Origin of the sequence: Lacrimispora algidixylanolytica (assembly GCF_003609635.1) — a bacterium.
Taxonomy (GTDB): Bacteria; Bacillota; Clostridia; order Lachnospirales; family Lachnospiraceae; genus Lacrimispora; species Lacrimispora algidixylanolytica.
In genome coordinates this window covers 216,451-233,217 of the sequence record NZ_MCIA01000034.1, presented here as the reverse complement: position 1 = coordinate 233,217, position 16,767 = coordinate 216,451, and the positions used below count along the sequence as shown (strand labels likewise).

The window sequence follows — 16,767 nt, the reverse complement described above, 5'->3', positions numbered from 1 at the left end:
GATGAAAAAGAGGAATTATCTTCATGGTTTTGACAAATTCTGAAAGATATACTGGCTATAATGTTCGTACAGGGCAGGAGGTGAATGCAGCAACGGAAATAAACCTGTACATAGACGTGTTGTTCTTTATTAATTTCACCATGGATTTGCTGGTATTATCCATAGTTAGACGAGGACTGAAATATCGTCTTATCTGGTGGAGAATGATTCTTGGGGCAGTTCTAGGAGCTGCATGGGCTGTTCTTGTCGCCGCGTTTTCTTTGTTGCCCCTTTGGCTTGAAATGGTGATTACCTATCTTGTGGTCAGCACTTTGATGGTAATGATAGCCTTTTGTATAAAAAAACCAAAGGAAATAGCAAAGGCAGTGATATCTGAGATTATGGAAATGAACATAAGTACGGTAAAGAGCAGGCTTTATCGGGCGCTAAAGAAGCTTAAGGTAATACTGGAACCAGAATTGGTTTAGGAGAGGAGCCGTTATAATGGAATATAGAGAGAAAGATACACTATCTAATCTGAAAAAAAGTTACGAAGAGATTCCAGTACCAAGTTCCGCCCATAATGCTGTATTGGAAGGTATTCAAAAAGGAAAAAAAGAAAAGAGGATTACAACTATGATAAAAATAACAAAGAGATCCGTTCTCACAACCGCAGCAGCAGTTTCAATAATCGCAACAATGGCAAATGCAAGCCCTGTTACAGCCAATGCAATGGAAGATATCCCCGTTATTTCTGCAATCGCCAAAGTTGTGACGTTCCGTACATTTGAAGACAGCAGCGATCGTTATGATGCCAAGATAGAAATTCCTAAAGTTTCAATGGATCAAAAAGATAATACCAGCGTTAACCGCTCCATTGAAGATTATGCAAATCAATTCATTGGGGAATATGAAAAGCAGATAACAGATGATCTTACAGATGGTGGGCATTATTCCGTTACTTCTGGATATGAGGTGGTGACGGATAATACCAAATATCTTAGCCTGAGAATTAATACCACAGTTATTATGGCAAGCGGGGCAGAATACGTAAAAATCTTTACCATTGATAAAACTTCTGGTGAGGTAATTTCCTTAGCCGATTTACTCCAAAAAGATAATGTGATCTTAAGTAATATTAGCGATAATATTAAAATGCAGATGGAAAAACAAATGGCAGAAGATGATTCTAAAATCTATTTTAGCAAATCGGATGGAGATGTAGCGGGCTTTAAGGGAATAATAGGAGATGAAAGTTATTATTTCAATGAGAAAGGCGAGATTGTCATCGTTTTTGATGAATATGAAGTTGCACCAGGTTATATGGGCGTTGTAGAATTTACCATACCCAAGTCAGTGACCGGATATTAAATATGTAGGATAAGCCTGCCTTCGTTTCAAAGGTGGGCTTATGTTTTTATGAAATTATGAGAGGTAATTTTTCATGGTTTTTAATGCGTTTTTTTCCAGGCGGCTGACCTGGGCCTGGCTAATATGGATTTCCTCTGCCACTTCAGTTTGAGTTTTTCCTTCGAAAAATCTCATGTCGATAATGTGGCGTTCTCTTTCTGGAAGGCGTCGCATTGCCTCGTTTAAGGAAATATCCTCTACCCAGTTTTCCTCTAAGTTTTTCTTGTCGCTGATCTGATCCATAACAAAGAGAGGGTCCCCACCGTCGGAATAAACGGGTTCATAAAGGCTTACAGGGCTTTGTATGGCATCAAGTGCATAGGTAATGTCTTCTTTACTAACCCCAATTTCCTCTGCAATTTCCATGAGGGTGGGTTCCTTTGCGTTTCTTCTTATTAAATTTTCTTTTGCATAAATAGCTTTATAAGCGGTGTCTCGCAGAGAACGGCTGACACGGATCGAGTTGTTATCCCGAAGATAGCGCCGAACTTCTCCAAGAATCATTGGAACGGCATAGGTGGAAAAGCGGACGTTCTGCGTAATATCAAAATTGTCGATTGCCTTAATCAGGCCAATGCAGCCAATTTGAAATAAATCGTCCACGTTTTCGCTACTGCCGGAAAAACGTTGTATGACACTGAGAACCAATCTTAAGTTTCCCTTAATGTAATCTTCCCGAGCCTTTTGATCCCCTTCAAGTATACGCTTGAACAGGATTTCCTTCTCCTCGTTGTTGAGAAGAGGCAGTTTGGAAGTATTGACGCCGCAAATTTCAACTTTATATCCAGCCATATCTTTCCCTCCGCATCATCTTTATTCTCTAAAGAAATGATGTACTCAAATGAGGGCTTTTATACGACTGAAAGATGAATTTTTATTTCCAGTTTTTGGTCATGACGATTCCTGAGTATTTTTCTCATAAAGGATCAATAATCCTTTTAATAAAAGTGCATCATCGTAAGGAATGTCATGACGGCACAAAGGTACCACAACAGACGCTAGTCCGCCGGTAGCGACAATGCTGACGGGTGCTTTTAATTCCGACTCCATGCGATCGATGATTCCATCGATCATGGCGGCATTGCCGTAAAGAATACCGTTTTTCATGCAATCGATGGTGTTTTTTCCGATGATTTTCGTTGGATGATTCAAACCGATATAGGGAAGTTGGGCTGCCCTATTACTTAAGGAATCAAGAGATACCTGGAGTCCTGGAAAAATAATACCTCCAGTGTAATTTCCTGCCTGGTCAATCACAGATATGGTAGTGGCAGTGCCCATGTCAATGATGATAATAGGGGAGGGATAATCCTTTAAAGCGGCAACGGCATCAACGATTAAGTCGCTGCCGACAGTCTTTGGATTGTCCATTTTAATATTAAGTCCAGTTTTCATTCCTGGACCAACTAACAAAGGGGTCTTTCCTGTTATTTTTTTAACAGCTAACATTACCACATCAGTAAGAGGCGGGACCACGGATGAGACAATGGCCCCTTCTATTTCAGATACGGAATAGTTATGAATCTCCATAATATCTTTTATATTAACTGCATACTCCAATTCGGTTTTTCCATGATTGGTAGTGACACGTTCTACGAAGTAAGTTCTGGTATTGTCGATACCTCCTATGACGATGTTGCTGTTTCCTAAATCAATGGCTAAAATCATAGAGGGAACTCCTTTCCAACTTTTTTTTCTTATGCTATACTGTAGAATATCATAATTTAAGTCGAAACACAACGGGAGGCGCTTATGCTAAAAGGAAAAAATATCATTCTGGGTGTCACAGGAAGTATTGCAGCCTATAAAATTGCATCATTAGCTAGTATGCTGATGAAACAAGGCTGTAACGTACATGTTATGATGTCACAGAATGCGACGAATTTTATAAACCCCATTACATTTGAAACTTTAACAGGAAATAAGTGTCTGGTGGATACCTTTGACCGGAATTTTCAATATAGTGTGGAACACGTATCCTTGGCAAAATTAGCAGATGTGGTCATGGTGGCACCTGCAAGTGCCAATGTAATTGCAAAGCTGGCACATGGGATGGCAGATGATATGTTGACCACCACAATACTAGCTTGTAAATGTAAAAAAATCATTTCACCTGCCATGAATACGAATATGTTTGAAAACCCAATCGTTCAAGATAACTTAAGAATCTGCGCTTCCTATGGCATGGAAATCATTGATCCGGCCGTGGGTTACTTAGCATGTGGAGATACAGGAGCCGGTAAGATGCCAGACCCTGAAGTGTTGTATGATTATATTGAAAGAGAAGTGGCTTGTCAAAAAGACTTAAGTGGGAAGAAGATTTTAATAACCGCAGGTCCAACCATAGAAGCCATTGATCCGGTGCGCTTTATCTCCAATCACTCCACAGGGAAGATGGGATATGCCATTGCAAAAGCAGCCTATCTAAGAGGAGCTGAGGTAACCATAGTAACTGGAAAGACAGATACGAAAAACCCGCCTTTTGCCAAAGTAATTGAGATAAAGAGTGCTAAGGAAATGTTTGAAGCAGTAAAAGACTGCTATGGGGATCAGGATGCCATCATAAAGGCAGCCGCAGTGGCAGACTATCGGCCAAAGACTGCCGGCACGGAAAAGACAAAAAAGACAGACGGAGATATGTCTATTGAGTTGGAACGTACAGATGATATCTTATTATGGCTTGGTAAGCATCGAAAGGACGGGCAGTTCCTTTGCGGATTTTCCATGGAAACTCAAAATATGTTGGAGAATTCAAGGAAAAAGCTTGATAAGAAAAACATAGATATGATCGTCGCTAATAATTTAAAAATGGCAGGAGCTGGATTTGGTACAGATACCAACATTGTAACCATCATAACTAGAGAGAAGGAACAAGAGCTTGAGATGATGACAAAGGATGAGGTAGCACATCGTCTTTTGGATGAGATATTCATTCGTTAAAATAAGGTTTCTTCTATAAGAGTGAATCTTGACTTATGACTGGAATCATACTACAATAGACAAGACTTAAACGTGAAATTGGAGGAATTATTTTTGTGAATATATCGGAAGAAATAAAAAAGAGAAGAACATTTGCCATTATTTCCCACCCGGATGCCGGAAAGACCACACTGACAGAGAAGTTTTTATTATATGGAGGTGCGATTAATCTTGCTGGTACTGTAAAAGGAAGAAAAGGCGCAAAACATGCAGTCTCTGACTGGATGGAGATCGAAAAAGAGAGAGGTATTTCCGTCACCTCTTCCGTGATGCAGTTCAATTACGACGGGTTCTGTATTAATATTTTGGACACTCCTGGTCACCAGGATTTCTCTGAGGATACCTATCGTACTCTTATGGCGGCGGACTCTGCAGTCATGGTTATTGATGGATCTAAGGGTGTAGAGGCTCAGACCATTAAGCTGTTTAAAGTATGCGTGATGCGTCATATCCCTATTTTTACCTTTGTAAATAAGATGGACCGAGAAGCCAGAGATCCATTTGAACTCATGGATGAAATTGAAGACGTTCTTGGAATCCGTACCTGTCCAGTCAACTGGCCTATCGGTTGCGGCAGAGAGTTTAAAGGCGTCTATGACCGTTTTAAAGAGACCATTACAACCTACCGGGCATCCATGAACGGACAAAAGGAAGTGGAATCGACTGAAGTCACCTTAGGAGACGAGCGGGTGGATGATTTAATTGGTGATGCCTTCCATCGTCAGCTTATAGATGATATAGAACTCTTAGATGGAGCTAGTGATGAGCTTGATATGGACCGGGTAAGCAGAGGTGATCTATCTCCTGTATTCTTTGGTTCTGCGCTGACTAACTTTGGTGTTGAGACATTTTTGCAGCACTTTCTTCAGATGACAACTTCTCCTTTGCCAAGGCTTACTACCACAGGGTATGTAGATCCTTTTGAAGAGGATTTTTCTGCTTTTGTATTTAAGATTCAGGCAAATATGAATAAAGCCCATCGGGATCGAATTGCATTTATGAGAATTGTTTCTGGTAAATTTGATGCTGGTATGGAAGTAAATCACGTTCAGGGCAGCAAAAAGCTTCGTTTATCCCAGCCTCAGCAGATGATGGCTCAGGACAGAAAGATAGTGGAAGAGGCTTATGCAGGTGATATCATAGGTGTGTTTGATCCAGGTATTTTCTCCATAGGAGACACGCTGTGTAAAACCAATCAAAAGTTTGAATACGAAGGAATTCCTACCTTTGCCCCAGAGCATTTTGCCAGAGTTCGCCAGATAGATACCATGAAAAGAAAGCAGTTTATCAAGGGTGTAAATCAGATTGCTCAGGAAGGTGCCATTCAGATCTTCCAGGAGTTTAATACTGGTATGGAAGAAATTATTGTGGGCGTAGTAGGAGAACTCCAGTTTGAAGTTCTCACGTATCGTCTGGAAAATGAATACAACGTGGAAGTAAGACTAGAAAAGCTTCCATATGAATATATCCGCTGGATTGAAAACAAAGAAGAAGTCGATGTTGCTAAGATTCAGGGTACATCCGATATGAAACGGATTAAAGATTTAAAGGATAATCCACTGCTATTATTTGTTAACAGTTGGAGTATTGGAATGGTATTGGATCGCAATCCGGAACTTAAGCTTTCTGAGTTTGGCCATAACTAGGTCCTGAAAGTGAATGACCCGTGAAATAAAATTTTTAAGGAGGAAGAACGATGAGTAAGATTGATGAAGTAAGAGCAGCTATGGTTGAGGCTATGAAGGCAAAAGATAAGCCGAGAAAAGATGGTTTGTCTATGCTCCTTGCAGCACTGAAGAACTTTGAGATTGACAAAAAGGACCATACCCCTATCACAGAAGAAGAGGCTAATGCAGTTGTGAAAAAGGAAATCAGACAGACTCAGGAGACGTATGAGCTGGCACCTGCTGATAGAGATGACATCCGAGAAGAAGCGACGATTCGTATTTCTGTATTTAAAGAATTTGCTCCTGAGGATATGGGAGAGGATCAGATTAGAGAAATCGTTATCTCTGTACTTGCAGAATTAAGTATTGAGACACCAACTCCTGCTGATAAAGGCAAAATTATGAAGGTCCTGATGCCAAAGGTAAAAGGAAAGGCTGACGGCAAGGTAGTGAATGAAGTTCTTGCGTCAATGATGAAATAAAGAAAAGGGGTGTTTTTATGTATAGAAAAGAAATTGAAGAATATATAGAGGCACATAAGCAGGAAATGCTTGATGATATCTGTACTCTGTGCCGCATTAACAGTGAAAAGATGTCCTATAAAGAAGGAATGCCATTTGGACCGGGAGCATTTGAAGCGTTAACGGAAGCTCTAACCATGGCAGAATCTTATGGCTTTTCGATTAATAACTACGATAATTATGTTGGGACAATGGATTTAAATGATAAGGAAACCCAACTTGATATTTTGGCTCATCTTGATGTGGTTCCGGCTGGAGAAGGCTGGAAAGAGACAGAACCATTTAACCCTGTAGTAAAAAACGGAAAGATTTTTGGACGTGGAACTTCTGATGACAAAGGGCCTGCAGTTGCTGCTCTTTATGCTCTTAGGGCTGTAAAAGAATTAAATATTCCTTTGAGTAAAAATGTTCGCCTGATCCTGGGTACTGACGAAGAATGCGGTAGTTCTGATATTGCTCACTATTATTCCGTAGAAAAGGAAGCCCCTATGACGTTTTCTCCAGATGGAGCCTTCCCTGTTGTGAATACAGAAAAAGGCAGTCTTGCCGGACATTTTACCACAGAATTTGAATTATCAGACAAACTTCCTAAGATCGTAACACTGGAGGCCGGGCTGAAAGTTAATGTGGTTCCAGGAAAAGTGAGTGCTGTAGTTGCTGGATTGGAAGAAGCTGTTTTGACGAAGGTTGCAGCAGAAGTTAGTGTTTCAACAGGAATCCGTTATGAGATTCAGATGGAAGGCAATCATGCGAAGATCACTGCCATTGGCGAGGGCGCTCATGCCTCCACACCTGATGAAGGAAACAATGCATTAACAGGACTTCTCTTTTATTTACTAAAGCTGCCATTGGCAGATTGTCCTCAGGTAACCATGCTTCGAAGACTCCAGGATCTGATTCCCCACGGTGATACCAAAGGAAAAGCACTTGGAATTGCAATGGGAGATGAAATTTCAGGTAACTTAACCCTGGCATTTAGTTTACTTAAGGTAACAGATACTGACCTCGTAGGTACATTTGACAGCCGTTGTCCGATTTGTTCAAACGAAGAAAATGTCCTTATGGTAGTGAAAAAGAATATGGAAGACAAAGGTTTCACTCTTCATAATGATTCCATGAGACCTCCTCATCATGTAGATGGAGACTCCGAATTTGTAAAAACCCTGTTAAACGCTTACGAAAGCTATACTGGAAGAAAAGGCGAATGTATCTCCATGGGTGGTGGTACCTATGTCCATGATCTGAAAAATGGTGTGGCGTTTGGAGCTTCTATGCCAGAGACTGATAACCGTATGCACGGAGCGGATGAGTTTGCCGTAGTAGAAGAGCTTGTAGTAAGTGCAAAAATATTCGCACAGGTAATTGTAGATCTTTGCTCCTAATTTAAAGTTGTTTTGCCAATATTTCTAAAATAGTATTGACAAAAACAAAAAGAAAGCGTAAAATACGCCTCAGAAGTAATTCCTACTTTTACTATAGGAATCAGGGAAGGAGTAGCTGCCATGAATCTTTCAAACGCTATGCAGATGAATATGGATCGGATGAACGGCATGTGTATGATGATGTGTTGTATGTCAGAGTGCGCAAAAAACCGGTGATATTTTTCATTTGTATAGATTGTGATTGAATTCGCAAAGTAGCTAACGCGGAGATTATAAGGTCGCAAGTCTGTGCAGGACTTGCGACCTTTTTGTACCTAAAAGAAAGGAAACTAACACATGCATTCAGCAGAACCAATTATTGAGCTGGTAGGGCTTGGGAAAGAATTTTATACTGCCAGCGGCCCTATCAAGGCTTTGGATGATATTAATCTGTCCATTGGACGGGGAGAGATTTTTGGCATTATCGGCTTGAGCGGAGCCGGAAAAAGTACGTTAGTCCGCTGTATTAATTATCTGGAGATACCTACTTCAGGAACTGTACTTTTTGAAAATAAAAGTCTTACAGCCATGAGACCAAGAGAACAGAGACTGGCAAGACAGTCTATGGGTATGATTTTTCAGCAGTTTAATTTGCTGGCCCAGAGAAATGTTCTTCAAAATGTTTGCTTTCCACTGGAAATTGCAGGAGTTTCAAAGAAAGATGCAGTAGACAGGGCTATGGAGCTTCTTGAGATGGTAGGATTAAGCGATCGGTCAAAAGCTTATCCATCCCAGCTTTCTGGTGGTCAAAAGCAGAGAGTTGCCATAGCAAGAGCATTAGCGACGAAGCCAAAGATTCTTCTTTGCGATGAAGCTACCAGTGCTCTTGATCCAAACACAACGAAATCTATTCTTAGCTTATTGAAGGAGATTAATAAAACTCTTGAAGTTACTGTAATCGTGATCACCCACGAGATGGCAGTCATTGAAGCTGTTTGTGATCGTGTAGCAATTATCGACCAGAGCCACATTGCAGAGGTTGGAAGCGTAGCGGATTTATTCTCTGAGCCGAAGTCAAAGATTGGTCGACAGCTGATCTTAGGAGAAGCGGCAGAAAGAGTGATTCAATTTGGAGACTCTAAGAACGTAAGAATAACTTTTGATGGTCGTTCTTCTTTTGAGCCGGTATTATCAAATATGATCCTTGCCTGCAAGGTTCCTATAAACATTATACATGCTGAGACAAAGGATATAAACGGAACTGCCATGGGTCAAATGGTAATTCAACTTCCGGAAGATGAATTGGATCAGAAACGCATTATAAATTACTTAAAAACAGCCAAGATAACTCATGAGGAGGTGAAGAGTCTATGATATTAGATGCGACTACATTAAACATGCTTAAATTAGGAGTATGGGAGACTCTTTACATGACATTTACGTCCTCCTTTTTTGCATACTTATTCGGGATTCCATTGGGGATCATACTGATTGCAACAGATAAAGATGGAATTTATCCGATTCCTTGGTTTCAGAGAACTCTGGGTATTATCATAAACCTTCTTCGTTCTGTACCATTTATTATTTTATTAATCATGGTCATTCCTATTACAAAGTTGGTAGTAGGAACCACCCTGGGTGCAAGCGCAGTTATCCCGCCCCTTGTTATCGCTTCGGCTCCATATGTTGCCAGAGTCGTGGAATCATCCTTTAAAGAAGTGGATGCGGGCGTAATTGAGGCTGCGAAATCCATGGGTGCATCTCCCTTACAGATTATATGGAAGGTTCTTTTGCCAGAAGCAAAGCCCTCTCTTTTGGTGGGAGCGGCCCTCTCTGTAACTACCATACTTGGTTATTCTGCTATGTCAGGTTTCGTTGGTGGTGGTGGATTAGGTGATATCGCTATTAAATACGGCTATTACCGTTATCAAACAGGAATGATGTTTATAACCGTTGCAATCCTTGTAATTATCGTACAGATTATTCAGGAGGCTGGTATGAAGCTTTCTAGAGTCAGTGATAAACGAATTAAGTAGTAATCGCCAAAGGCGTTACCATATAAAGTTTAAGGAGGAAGAAATTATGAAAAAATCATTTTACGTTCTTACCGCAGCACTTCTTGCAGTTGGTGCATTAACAGCATGTTCTTCAGGTAAGGGATCTACTGCTGCAACAACAGCAGGATCAAAGACAGAGGCAGTTTCCGCTGAAACAACAAAAGCAACAGGCGAAACCAAAGCATCTGGTGAATTAACGAAGATTGTTGTTGGTGCGACTCCCTCTCCTCATGCAGAGATCTTAAATGCAGCGAAGGATGCTTTAAAAGAAAAAGGATATGAGTTAGTAGTAAAGGAATACACAGATTATGTGCAGCCAAACCTGGCTCTTGATTCCAAAGATTTAGATGCTAACTTTTTTCAGCACAAGCCATATTTAGATCAGTTTAATGAAGAAAAGAAAACAAACCTTGTAAGTGCAGCTCCAATTCACTATGAGCCTTTCGGAATTTATGCTGGAAAGACAAAAACTCTGGAAGAACTTAAAGATGGAGCGCAGATTGCAGTTCCTAACGACGTTTCCAATGAAGCAAGAGCACTTCTTTTACTGGCAGACAATGGTCTGATCGAACTGAAAGAAGGCGTTGAGCTGGAAGCAACTAAGAATGATATTGTTAAAAATGATAAGAACTTTAAGATTATTGAAGTTGAAGCAGCTCAGATTCCACGTTCTCTTGGAGATGTAGACATTGCGGTTATCAATGGTAACTATGCCATCGAAGCTGGTTTAAAAGTTTCTCAGGCATTGGCTATTGAAGATGCTGGTTCTGTTGCCGCAACTCTTTACAGCAATATTATTGCTGTTCGTTCCGGTGATGAGACCAATGAAAAAACAAAAGCACTTGTAGAAGTGCTGACAAGTGATGAAATAAAGAAATTCATCAATGATAAATATGATGGAGCTGTGGTTCCTTCTTTCTAAAAAAGTCATGAGAAACGCCATTGATCCGGTAATAACTGGCTCGTGGCGTTTTTTTAATATCATGAATGAATTTACAGATACCTTAATCTATTGTATAATCTATATATTATTACAAAAGGGAGTTGAAACTTTATGGATCAAGAAAATCAAATGAATTATAACAATGAACCCATTGCAGACCAAAAAGAAACTACATATCCCGATACCTTAAAGACAGAAGAAACAAACTGGAATCAACATAATGGTGCCGGTCAGCCAGTGAAAGCCCCACAAAGTACGTTGGCTCTTGTCTCTTTGGTTATGGGTATCTTAGGTATCGTTACATCTTGCTGTATTTATGGAGGTTTGATATTTGGCAGCCTGGGTATTATGTTTGCATTGCTTTCAAAGACAGAAGAACGGTTAGAAGGATATGCGAAGGGTGGACTTATTACCTCAATCATATCTCTGGTGCTGGTGTCAGTCATATTTTTTGTTCTTATCATTATGGCTGTTGCTGGATTAATTGACAGAGGAGGTATGTTTTGATGAAGACTACATCTAAGGAACTTAAATTACGAGCCAGAAAAAGGTTGAAAGGCAAATACGGTATATGTGTGGGTGCTGGGCTTATTGCTGGTGCTCTCATGAGTGTAGTCTTTATGATCTTTCTCATGGTCTCAGTTGTTTTGGGCGTTGCGAATGAAACATTATTTTATGGTGGAAGTGAATTTGGAGTAGGGTTTGTACTAATGCAGGCGGCTATTATAATTTTCACTGTAGTAATTTCAGCGGTTATGGCACTTTTCTTACCGGGAATGATGAAGATGTACTATAATATAAGCACGGATCAAAAGTATGGATTATATGATTTGTTATTTGCCTTGAAAAATAAGCCCTTGAAGTTTTTAGGTCTTTATTTTATGATTGTGCTCATCAGTATTGTACTTAGTATCCCTTACTTTATTGTACTCATAGTTTCAATTATCACAGATTTCATTCCTATCATGATTGTGCTTTTAGTACTTATGTATCTTCTCCTCTTGGTAGGAAGCTTAATGTGCTCTATTTATTTTTCTCAATCCTTCTTTATCCTCATGGAGTCTACAGATAAAGGCGTACTGCAAAGCATGAGGGAAAGTGTAGAATTAATGAAGGGGAACAAAGGCCGATTTTTTTACATAACATTAAGTTTTACAGGAATGATACTTCTTGGATATGGTTCCTTTGGTATCGGATTTTTATGGATCTTTCCTTATATCCATTGTACCTTTACGGAATTCTACCTGGATATTAAGGCAGAAAATACGAATATAATACTTGCAAGCCCTATGGATTCTTCTTATGAATCCATGCAGATTTAAGAAAATCATTGATAAAACCGTGTCATCATGTTTTTGTGCGCATAGAATACACTAAGCAGTGTGGGAGGTGTTTCTATGCGCATTTCCGATCTCAAGACAAAAGAAGTAATTAATATTTGTGACTGCAGGCGACTTGGATATGTGGGCGATGTAGATTTTGATATGGATACGGGGTGTCTGTTGGCAATTATCGTCCCGGGTCCTGGATGCTTTTGCGGTTTTTTAGTCAGAGAAAAAGAATATGTGATTCCCTTCTGTGACATCAGACAGGTAGGGCCGGATATTATCCTTGTAAATGTTGACCTGGATAAAGCGACGGAAAAATGCGGGATATAGTGGAAGATGGGCTTGCGAATCTGCGGAATGTAAGTTATGATATACATAATAAAATACAGACCGTAAGACAGGAGGATAGAGGCGTGAAATGTCCATTTTGCAACGAGGCAGATACTAAGGTCATTGATTCAAGACCGGCGGATGACAATAGTTCCATAAGACGGCGCAGACAGTGCGAACAATGCGGCAAACGCTTTACTACTTATGAGAAGCTTGAAACCATGCCTCTCATGGTAATTAAAAAAGACCGTTCCAGAGAGGTCTATGACCGATCTAAAATAGAATCAGGAATTTTGCATTCTTGCCATAAGAGGCCGGTGTCATCCGGACAGATTGATTCCATGGTTGATGAAGTAGAGCTTCAAGTTTTTAACCGTGAAGAAAAAGAAGTGGAAAGCACCGTCATCGGAGAGCTTGTTATGAAAAAACTTCAAGAAGTGGATGAGGTGGCTTACGTGCGCTTTGCTTCTGTATACAGGGAATTTAAAGATGTCAATACGTTTATAGAAGAGATAGGAAAACTGTTAAAGAAGTAGGAGAATTATGTTTAAGACATTTTATCCAGATGAAGATGTGGTATCCGCATATGACATTCCTTATGAACGCTTATATAAAAGTGGAATCAAAGGTGTGATTTTTGATATTGACAACACTCTGGTTCCTCATGGAGCACCAGCGGATGATAGGGCAAAAGAGCTGTTCATTCGTTTGAATGAGATTGGTCTTAAAACCTGCCTCCTATCCAATAACAAAGAACCAAGAGTGGCTTCCTTTGCGAAATCTGCAGGAAGCTCCTGCTATATCTTTCGGGGAAACAAGCCTGGCATTGGCGGCTATAAAAAGGCAATGGAACGAATGGGAACAACAACAAAGGATACGATTTTTGTAGGGGATCAGCTCTTTACAGATGTTTACGGTGCAAAAAGAGCTGGAATCTATAACATATTGGTAAAGCCTATTAATCCAAAGGAAGAGATTCAGATTGTGTTAAAGAGGGCTTTGGAGGCTATTGTATTATACTTCTATCATAGAGATAAGAAGAAAGCCAAATAACAATTGAGAAAAGTCTTCTGCCGGGCTAAAGTACAGCATTTTCGGTTATAATAGGAATTGAGTGAAACGTAAAAGTCTGCCAGAAAACTGACCGGAAAAAGGAAAGGCATAAGAAAACCTATGAAAATTCTTGTTTTAAACGGTCCTAACATTAACTTTTTAGGAATTCGTGAAAAAGGCATTTACGGAATTGAAGATTACAATTTCTTGGTTACCACTTTGGCTGAAAAAGCAAAGAACGAGGATCATGAGTTAGAGGTATATCAGAGTAATTATGAAGGTGGCCTGATTGATAAGATTCAAGAAGCCTATCATAATGGTACGGAAGGAATTATTATTAATCCAGGTGCATTTACACACTATAGCTATGCATTAAGAGATGCTTTAGGATCTGTGGAGATTCCAAAGATTGAGGTGCATATATCCAATGTTCATAAGAGAGAAGAATTTCGTCATCTGTCTGTAACAGCGCCCGTATGCACGGGACAAGTAGTCGGTCTTGGGCTGAAAGGATATGCGTTAGCTATGGACTTTTTGACAGGAAGATGACTTCCTTTCAAGTGAAATTGGAGATATTTGCAAAAAACGGTTGAAAATGCGTTTGTTATAGTATAAAATATAAAAGTTAATAAGTGAAACGCAAGGAGGAATATCATTTATGATATCAGCGGGTGATTTTAAAAACGGTGTCACATTGGATATCGATGGAAATGTATATCAGATCATGGAGTTTCAGCACGTAAAACCTGGAAAGGGTGCTGCATTCGTAAGAACAAAGATTAAAGATGTGGTAAACGGCGGCGTTTTAGAGCGCACATTCCGCCCAACAGAAAAGTTCCCACAGGCAAGAATCGACAGAGTAGACATGCAGTATCTGTATGCGGATGGAGATCTTCATAACTTTATGGATACCAGTAACTTTGAGCAGGTTGCATTAAGCGTTGAAGTAATTGGAGATTCATTAAAGTTTGTGAAAGAGAATGAGACTGTTAAGATATGTTCCTATAATGGTAAGGTGTATTCTATAGAGCCTCCGTTGTTTGTTGAGTTAGTGATCACAGATACAGAGCCAGGCTTTAAAGGAGATACTTCACAGGGAGCTACGAAACCAGCTACTGTTGAGACCGGAGCAGTTGTGTACGTTCCTTTGTTTGTTAATCAAGATGACAAGATTAAGATTGATACACGTACAGGTGAATATCTGTCCAGAGTTTAATCCGTATGAAAAAGGACCGGGCTGCCCGGTCTTTTTTGCTATTATAACGTTTGAACATAGAAAAGAATTTGATTTTTAAGACTGTTTGTAATATAATTAATATTTAGCTTAGAAATTTCTGGATATAAAGGAGACTTGCAACGAATGAATAAAATTCTTGATTTGATTACAGCACAGATGAAGGCTGCATTTGCAGAATGTGGATATGAGGAAACCTATGCAAAGGTTACTCTCTCTAACCGCCCTGATCTTTGCGAGTACCAGTGTAATGGAGCTATGGCAGCAGCCAAGGCATTTAAAAAGAAACCTTTTGATATTGCGTCAGAAGTAGTGGCAAAGCTTGCCGGTAACAAAGTATTTGCTGCTGCAGAAGTAGTTATGCCGGGATTTATTAATTTAAAGCTTGACTCCAGCTATCTGGCAGAATATATGAATGCTATGGTAAACGCAGAACAGTCCGGCTGCGAAAGGGCAGAAAATCCTATGACCATAGTTGTAGATTACGGCGGTGCCAACGTGGCGAAACCTCTCCATGTAGGCCATCTTCGCTCTGCTATTATCGGTGAAACGATAAAAAGAAACGGACGTTTATTAGGCCATAAAGTAATTGGTGATGTTCATCTTGGTGACTGGGGTCTTCAGATGGGACTGATTATTGAAGAGTTAAGGGACAGAAAACCGGACCTTTCTTACTTTGATGAATCGTTTGAGGGTGAATATCCCAAAGAACCAGTGTTTACCATAAGTGAACTGGAGGAAATGTATCCAGCAGCAAGTGCAAAAGCAAAGGAAGACGAAGCATTTAGTAAAAGAGCTCATGAAGCTACACTAAAGCTTCAGAACGGCTATCGTCCTTACCGCGCCATATGGCAGCATATTATTGCTGTATCCGTAGTTGATTTAAAGAAGAATTACGGCAACCTCAAAGTCTCCTTCGATTTATGGAAAGGAGAGAGTCACGCTGAGCCTTACATTTCAGGATTAATTAAGGAACTAGAAGATAAAGGGCTTGCATACGAGAGCCAAGGTGCGCTTGTTGTAGATATTGCACAGGAAGGCGACTCCAAGGAGCTGCCACCTTGTATTGTAAGAAAATCTGACGGTGCCGCACTTTACTCTACATCAGATCTTGGAACAATTATTGAAAGAGAAAAAGATATAAAACCTGATTGGTATATTTATATCACGGATAAACGTCAGGAACTTCATTTTGTTCAGGTCTTCCGTGTCGCGAAAAAAGCAGGTTTCGTTTCAGAAGATAAAAAGATGTCTCACCTTACCTTTGGTACCATGAATGGTAAAGATGGAAAGCCTTTCAAAACAAGAGATGGCGGAGTTATGCGCCTTGAGACTTTGATTACAGATATTTGCCAGGCTGCCTATGAAAAAATCATGGAAAGCCGTAATGTTTCCGAAGAAGAAGCAAGAAAGACATCAGAGATCGTAGGACTCGCTGCATTAAAGTACGGGGATCTTTCCAATCAGGCTTCCAAGGATTATATATTTGATATGGATCGTTTTGTTTCGTTTGAAGGAAATACTGGTCCATACATTCTTTATACCATTGTTCGTATTAAATCCATTTTAGGAAAATACCAGAGCTTGGAGAACAAGTTTGAGGGAGAAGCAAGAATTCTTCCGGCTATTTCTGGATCAGAGAAGGATTTAATGCTTCAACTTTCTAGGTTTAACGAAATTATGGAAACAAGTTTTACAGAGCTTGCTCCCCACAAGATATGCCAGTATGTCTATGAGCTTGCCAATGTATTCAACCGGTTCTATCATGAGACAAAGATTATTTCAGAAGAAAACAAAGAGCGCCAGGCTTCATGGATATGCTTAATTAGTTTAACCAAGAATGTATTAAATGAATGCATCAATGTTCTGGGCATTGAAGCACCGGAGCGTATGTAAACAGTGAAC

At 39.9% G+C, this 16,767-nt stretch carries 19 protein-coding genes; 17 read left to right on the top strand and 2 right to left on the bottom strand.

Going from position 1 to position 16,767, the window contains the following annotated elements:
• Positions 1-23 precede the first annotated feature (23 nt).
• Both BET01_RS19925 and BET01_RS19920 read left to right on the top strand, forming a co-directional pair.
• Positions 24-467, top strand: coding sequence for a sigma-E processing peptidase SpoIIGA (locus tag BET01_RS19925; RefSeq protein ID WP_120198622.1), 444 nt, complete (start codon positions 24-26; stop codon positions 465-467).
• 16 nt (positions 468-483) lie between these two features.
• Entirely contained in the window at positions 484-1,350 is an 867-nt protein-coding gene (locus BET01_RS19920) for a DUF3298 and DUF4163 domain-containing protein (protein ID WP_120198621.1), read from the top strand.
• Positions 1,351-1,404: 54 nt separating this feature from the next.
• Here BET01_RS19920 and sigG read toward each other — a convergent pair whose 3' ends face one another.
• On the bottom strand, positions 1,405-2,181 hold the full coding sequence (gene sigG / locus BET01_RS19915; protein ID WP_120198620.1) for an RNA polymerase sporulation sigma factor SigG: 777 nt from the start codon (positions 2,179-2,181) through the stop codon (positions 1,405-1,407).
• A gap of 99 nt (positions 2,182-2,280) precedes the next feature.
• Entirely contained in the window at positions 2,281-3,057 is a 777-nt protein-coding gene (locus BET01_RS19910; RefSeq protein WP_120198619.1) for a type III pantothenate kinase, read from the bottom strand.
• 84 nt (positions 3,058-3,141) lie between these two features.
• Between BET01_RS19910 and coaBC the strand changes: the two genes are divergently transcribed.
• The 15 genes from coaBC to argS all read left to right on the top strand — a co-directional run bounded on the left by coaBC (position 3,142) and on the right by argS (position 16,758).
• Positions 3,142-4,329: a bifunctional phosphopantothenoylcysteine decarboxylase/phosphopantothenate--cysteine ligase CoaBC gene (gene coaBC / locus BET01_RS19905; RefSeq protein ID WP_120198618.1), complete on the top strand. Its 1,188-nt coding sequence runs from the start codon at positions 3,142-3,144 to the stop codon at positions 4,327-4,329.
• A 95-nt stretch (positions 4,330-4,424) separates the two neighbouring features.
• Positions 4,425-6,014 (top strand): peptide chain release factor 3, encoded by a 1,590-nt coding sequence (locus BET01_RS19900; RefSeq protein ID WP_120198617.1) that lies wholly within the window; start codon positions 4,425-4,427, stop codon positions 6,012-6,014.
• Positions 6,015-6,064: 50 nt separating this feature from the next.
• Entirely contained in the window at positions 6,065-6,517 is a 453-nt protein-coding gene (locus BET01_RS19895) for a GatB/YqeY domain-containing protein (RefSeq protein ID WP_120198616.1), read from the top strand.
• Between the two features lie 17 nt (positions 6,518-6,534).
• A complete protein-coding gene (locus BET01_RS19890; protein WP_120198615.1) occupies positions 6,535-7,938 on the top strand; it encodes a Sapep family Mn(2+)-dependent dipeptidase in 1,404 nt (467 codons plus the stop codon).
• Between the two features lie 336 nt (positions 7,939-8,274).
• Positions 8,275-9,291, top strand: a complete 1,017-nt coding sequence (locus BET01_RS19885; RefSeq protein WP_120198614.1) for a methionine ABC transporter ATP-binding protein — start codon at positions 8,275-8,277, stop codon at positions 9,289-9,291.
• Entirely contained in the window at positions 9,288-9,953 is a 666-nt protein-coding gene (locus tag BET01_RS19880; protein WP_120198613.1) for a methionine ABC transporter permease, read from the top strand. Before BET01_RS19885 ends, BET01_RS19880 begins: the two co-directional genes overlap by 4 nt.
• A 46-nt stretch (positions 9,954-9,999) precedes the next feature.
• Positions 10,000-10,896, top strand: a complete 897-nt coding sequence (locus BET01_RS19875) for a MetQ/NlpA family ABC transporter substrate-binding protein (RefSeq protein WP_120198612.1) — start codon at positions 10,000-10,002, stop codon at positions 10,894-10,896.
• 132 nt (positions 10,897-11,028) lie between these two features.
• The gene (locus tag BET01_RS21915; protein ID WP_207667663.1) at positions 11,029-11,424 is read left to right on the top strand and encodes a DUF4190 domain-containing protein; all 396 of its coding nucleotides are present in this window, start codon (positions 11,029-11,031) and stop codon (positions 11,422-11,424) included.
• On the top strand, positions 11,424-12,239 hold the full coding sequence (locus BET01_RS19865; protein ID WP_120198611.1) for a DUF975 family protein: 816 nt from the start codon (positions 11,424-11,426) through the stop codon (positions 12,237-12,239). The genes BET01_RS21915 and BET01_RS19865 overlap by 1 nt, the downstream gene beginning before the upstream one ends.
• 75 nt (positions 12,240-12,314) lie before the next feature.
• Positions 12,315-12,575, top strand: a complete 261-nt coding sequence (locus BET01_RS19860) for a PRC-barrel domain-containing protein (protein ID WP_120198610.1) — start codon at positions 12,315-12,317, stop codon at positions 12,573-12,575.
• A gap of 83 nt (positions 12,576-12,658) precedes the next feature.
• On the top strand, positions 12,659-13,111 hold the full coding sequence (gene nrdR / locus BET01_RS19855) for a transcriptional regulator NrdR (protein ID WP_120198700.1): 453 nt from the start codon (positions 12,659-12,661) through the stop codon (positions 13,109-13,111).
• Between the two features lie 7 nt (positions 13,112-13,118).
• Positions 13,119-13,628: a YqeG family HAD IIIA-type phosphatase gene (locus tag BET01_RS19850; protein WP_120198609.1), complete on the top strand. Its 510-nt coding sequence runs from the start codon at positions 13,119-13,121 to the stop codon at positions 13,626-13,628.
• A 120-nt stretch (positions 13,629-13,748) separates the two neighbouring features.
• Positions 13,749-14,177 (top strand): type II 3-dehydroquinate dehydratase, encoded by a 429-nt coding sequence (aroQ, locus tag BET01_RS19845; RefSeq protein ID WP_120198608.1) that lies wholly within the window; start codon positions 13,749-13,751, stop codon positions 14,175-14,177.
• Positions 14,178-14,286: 109 nt separating this feature from the next.
• Complete coding sequence (efp, locus tag BET01_RS19840) at positions 14,287-14,844, top strand: elongation factor P (protein ID WP_120198607.1); 558 nt, start codon at positions 14,287-14,289, stop codon at positions 14,842-14,844.
• A 144-nt stretch (positions 14,845-14,988) separates the two neighbouring features.
• Positions 14,989-16,758 (top strand): arginine--tRNA ligase, encoded by a 1,770-nt coding sequence (argS, locus tag BET01_RS19835; protein WP_120198606.1) that lies wholly within the window; start codon positions 14,989-14,991, stop codon positions 16,756-16,758.
• The last annotated feature ends 9 nt before the right edge of the window (positions 16,759-16,767 follow it).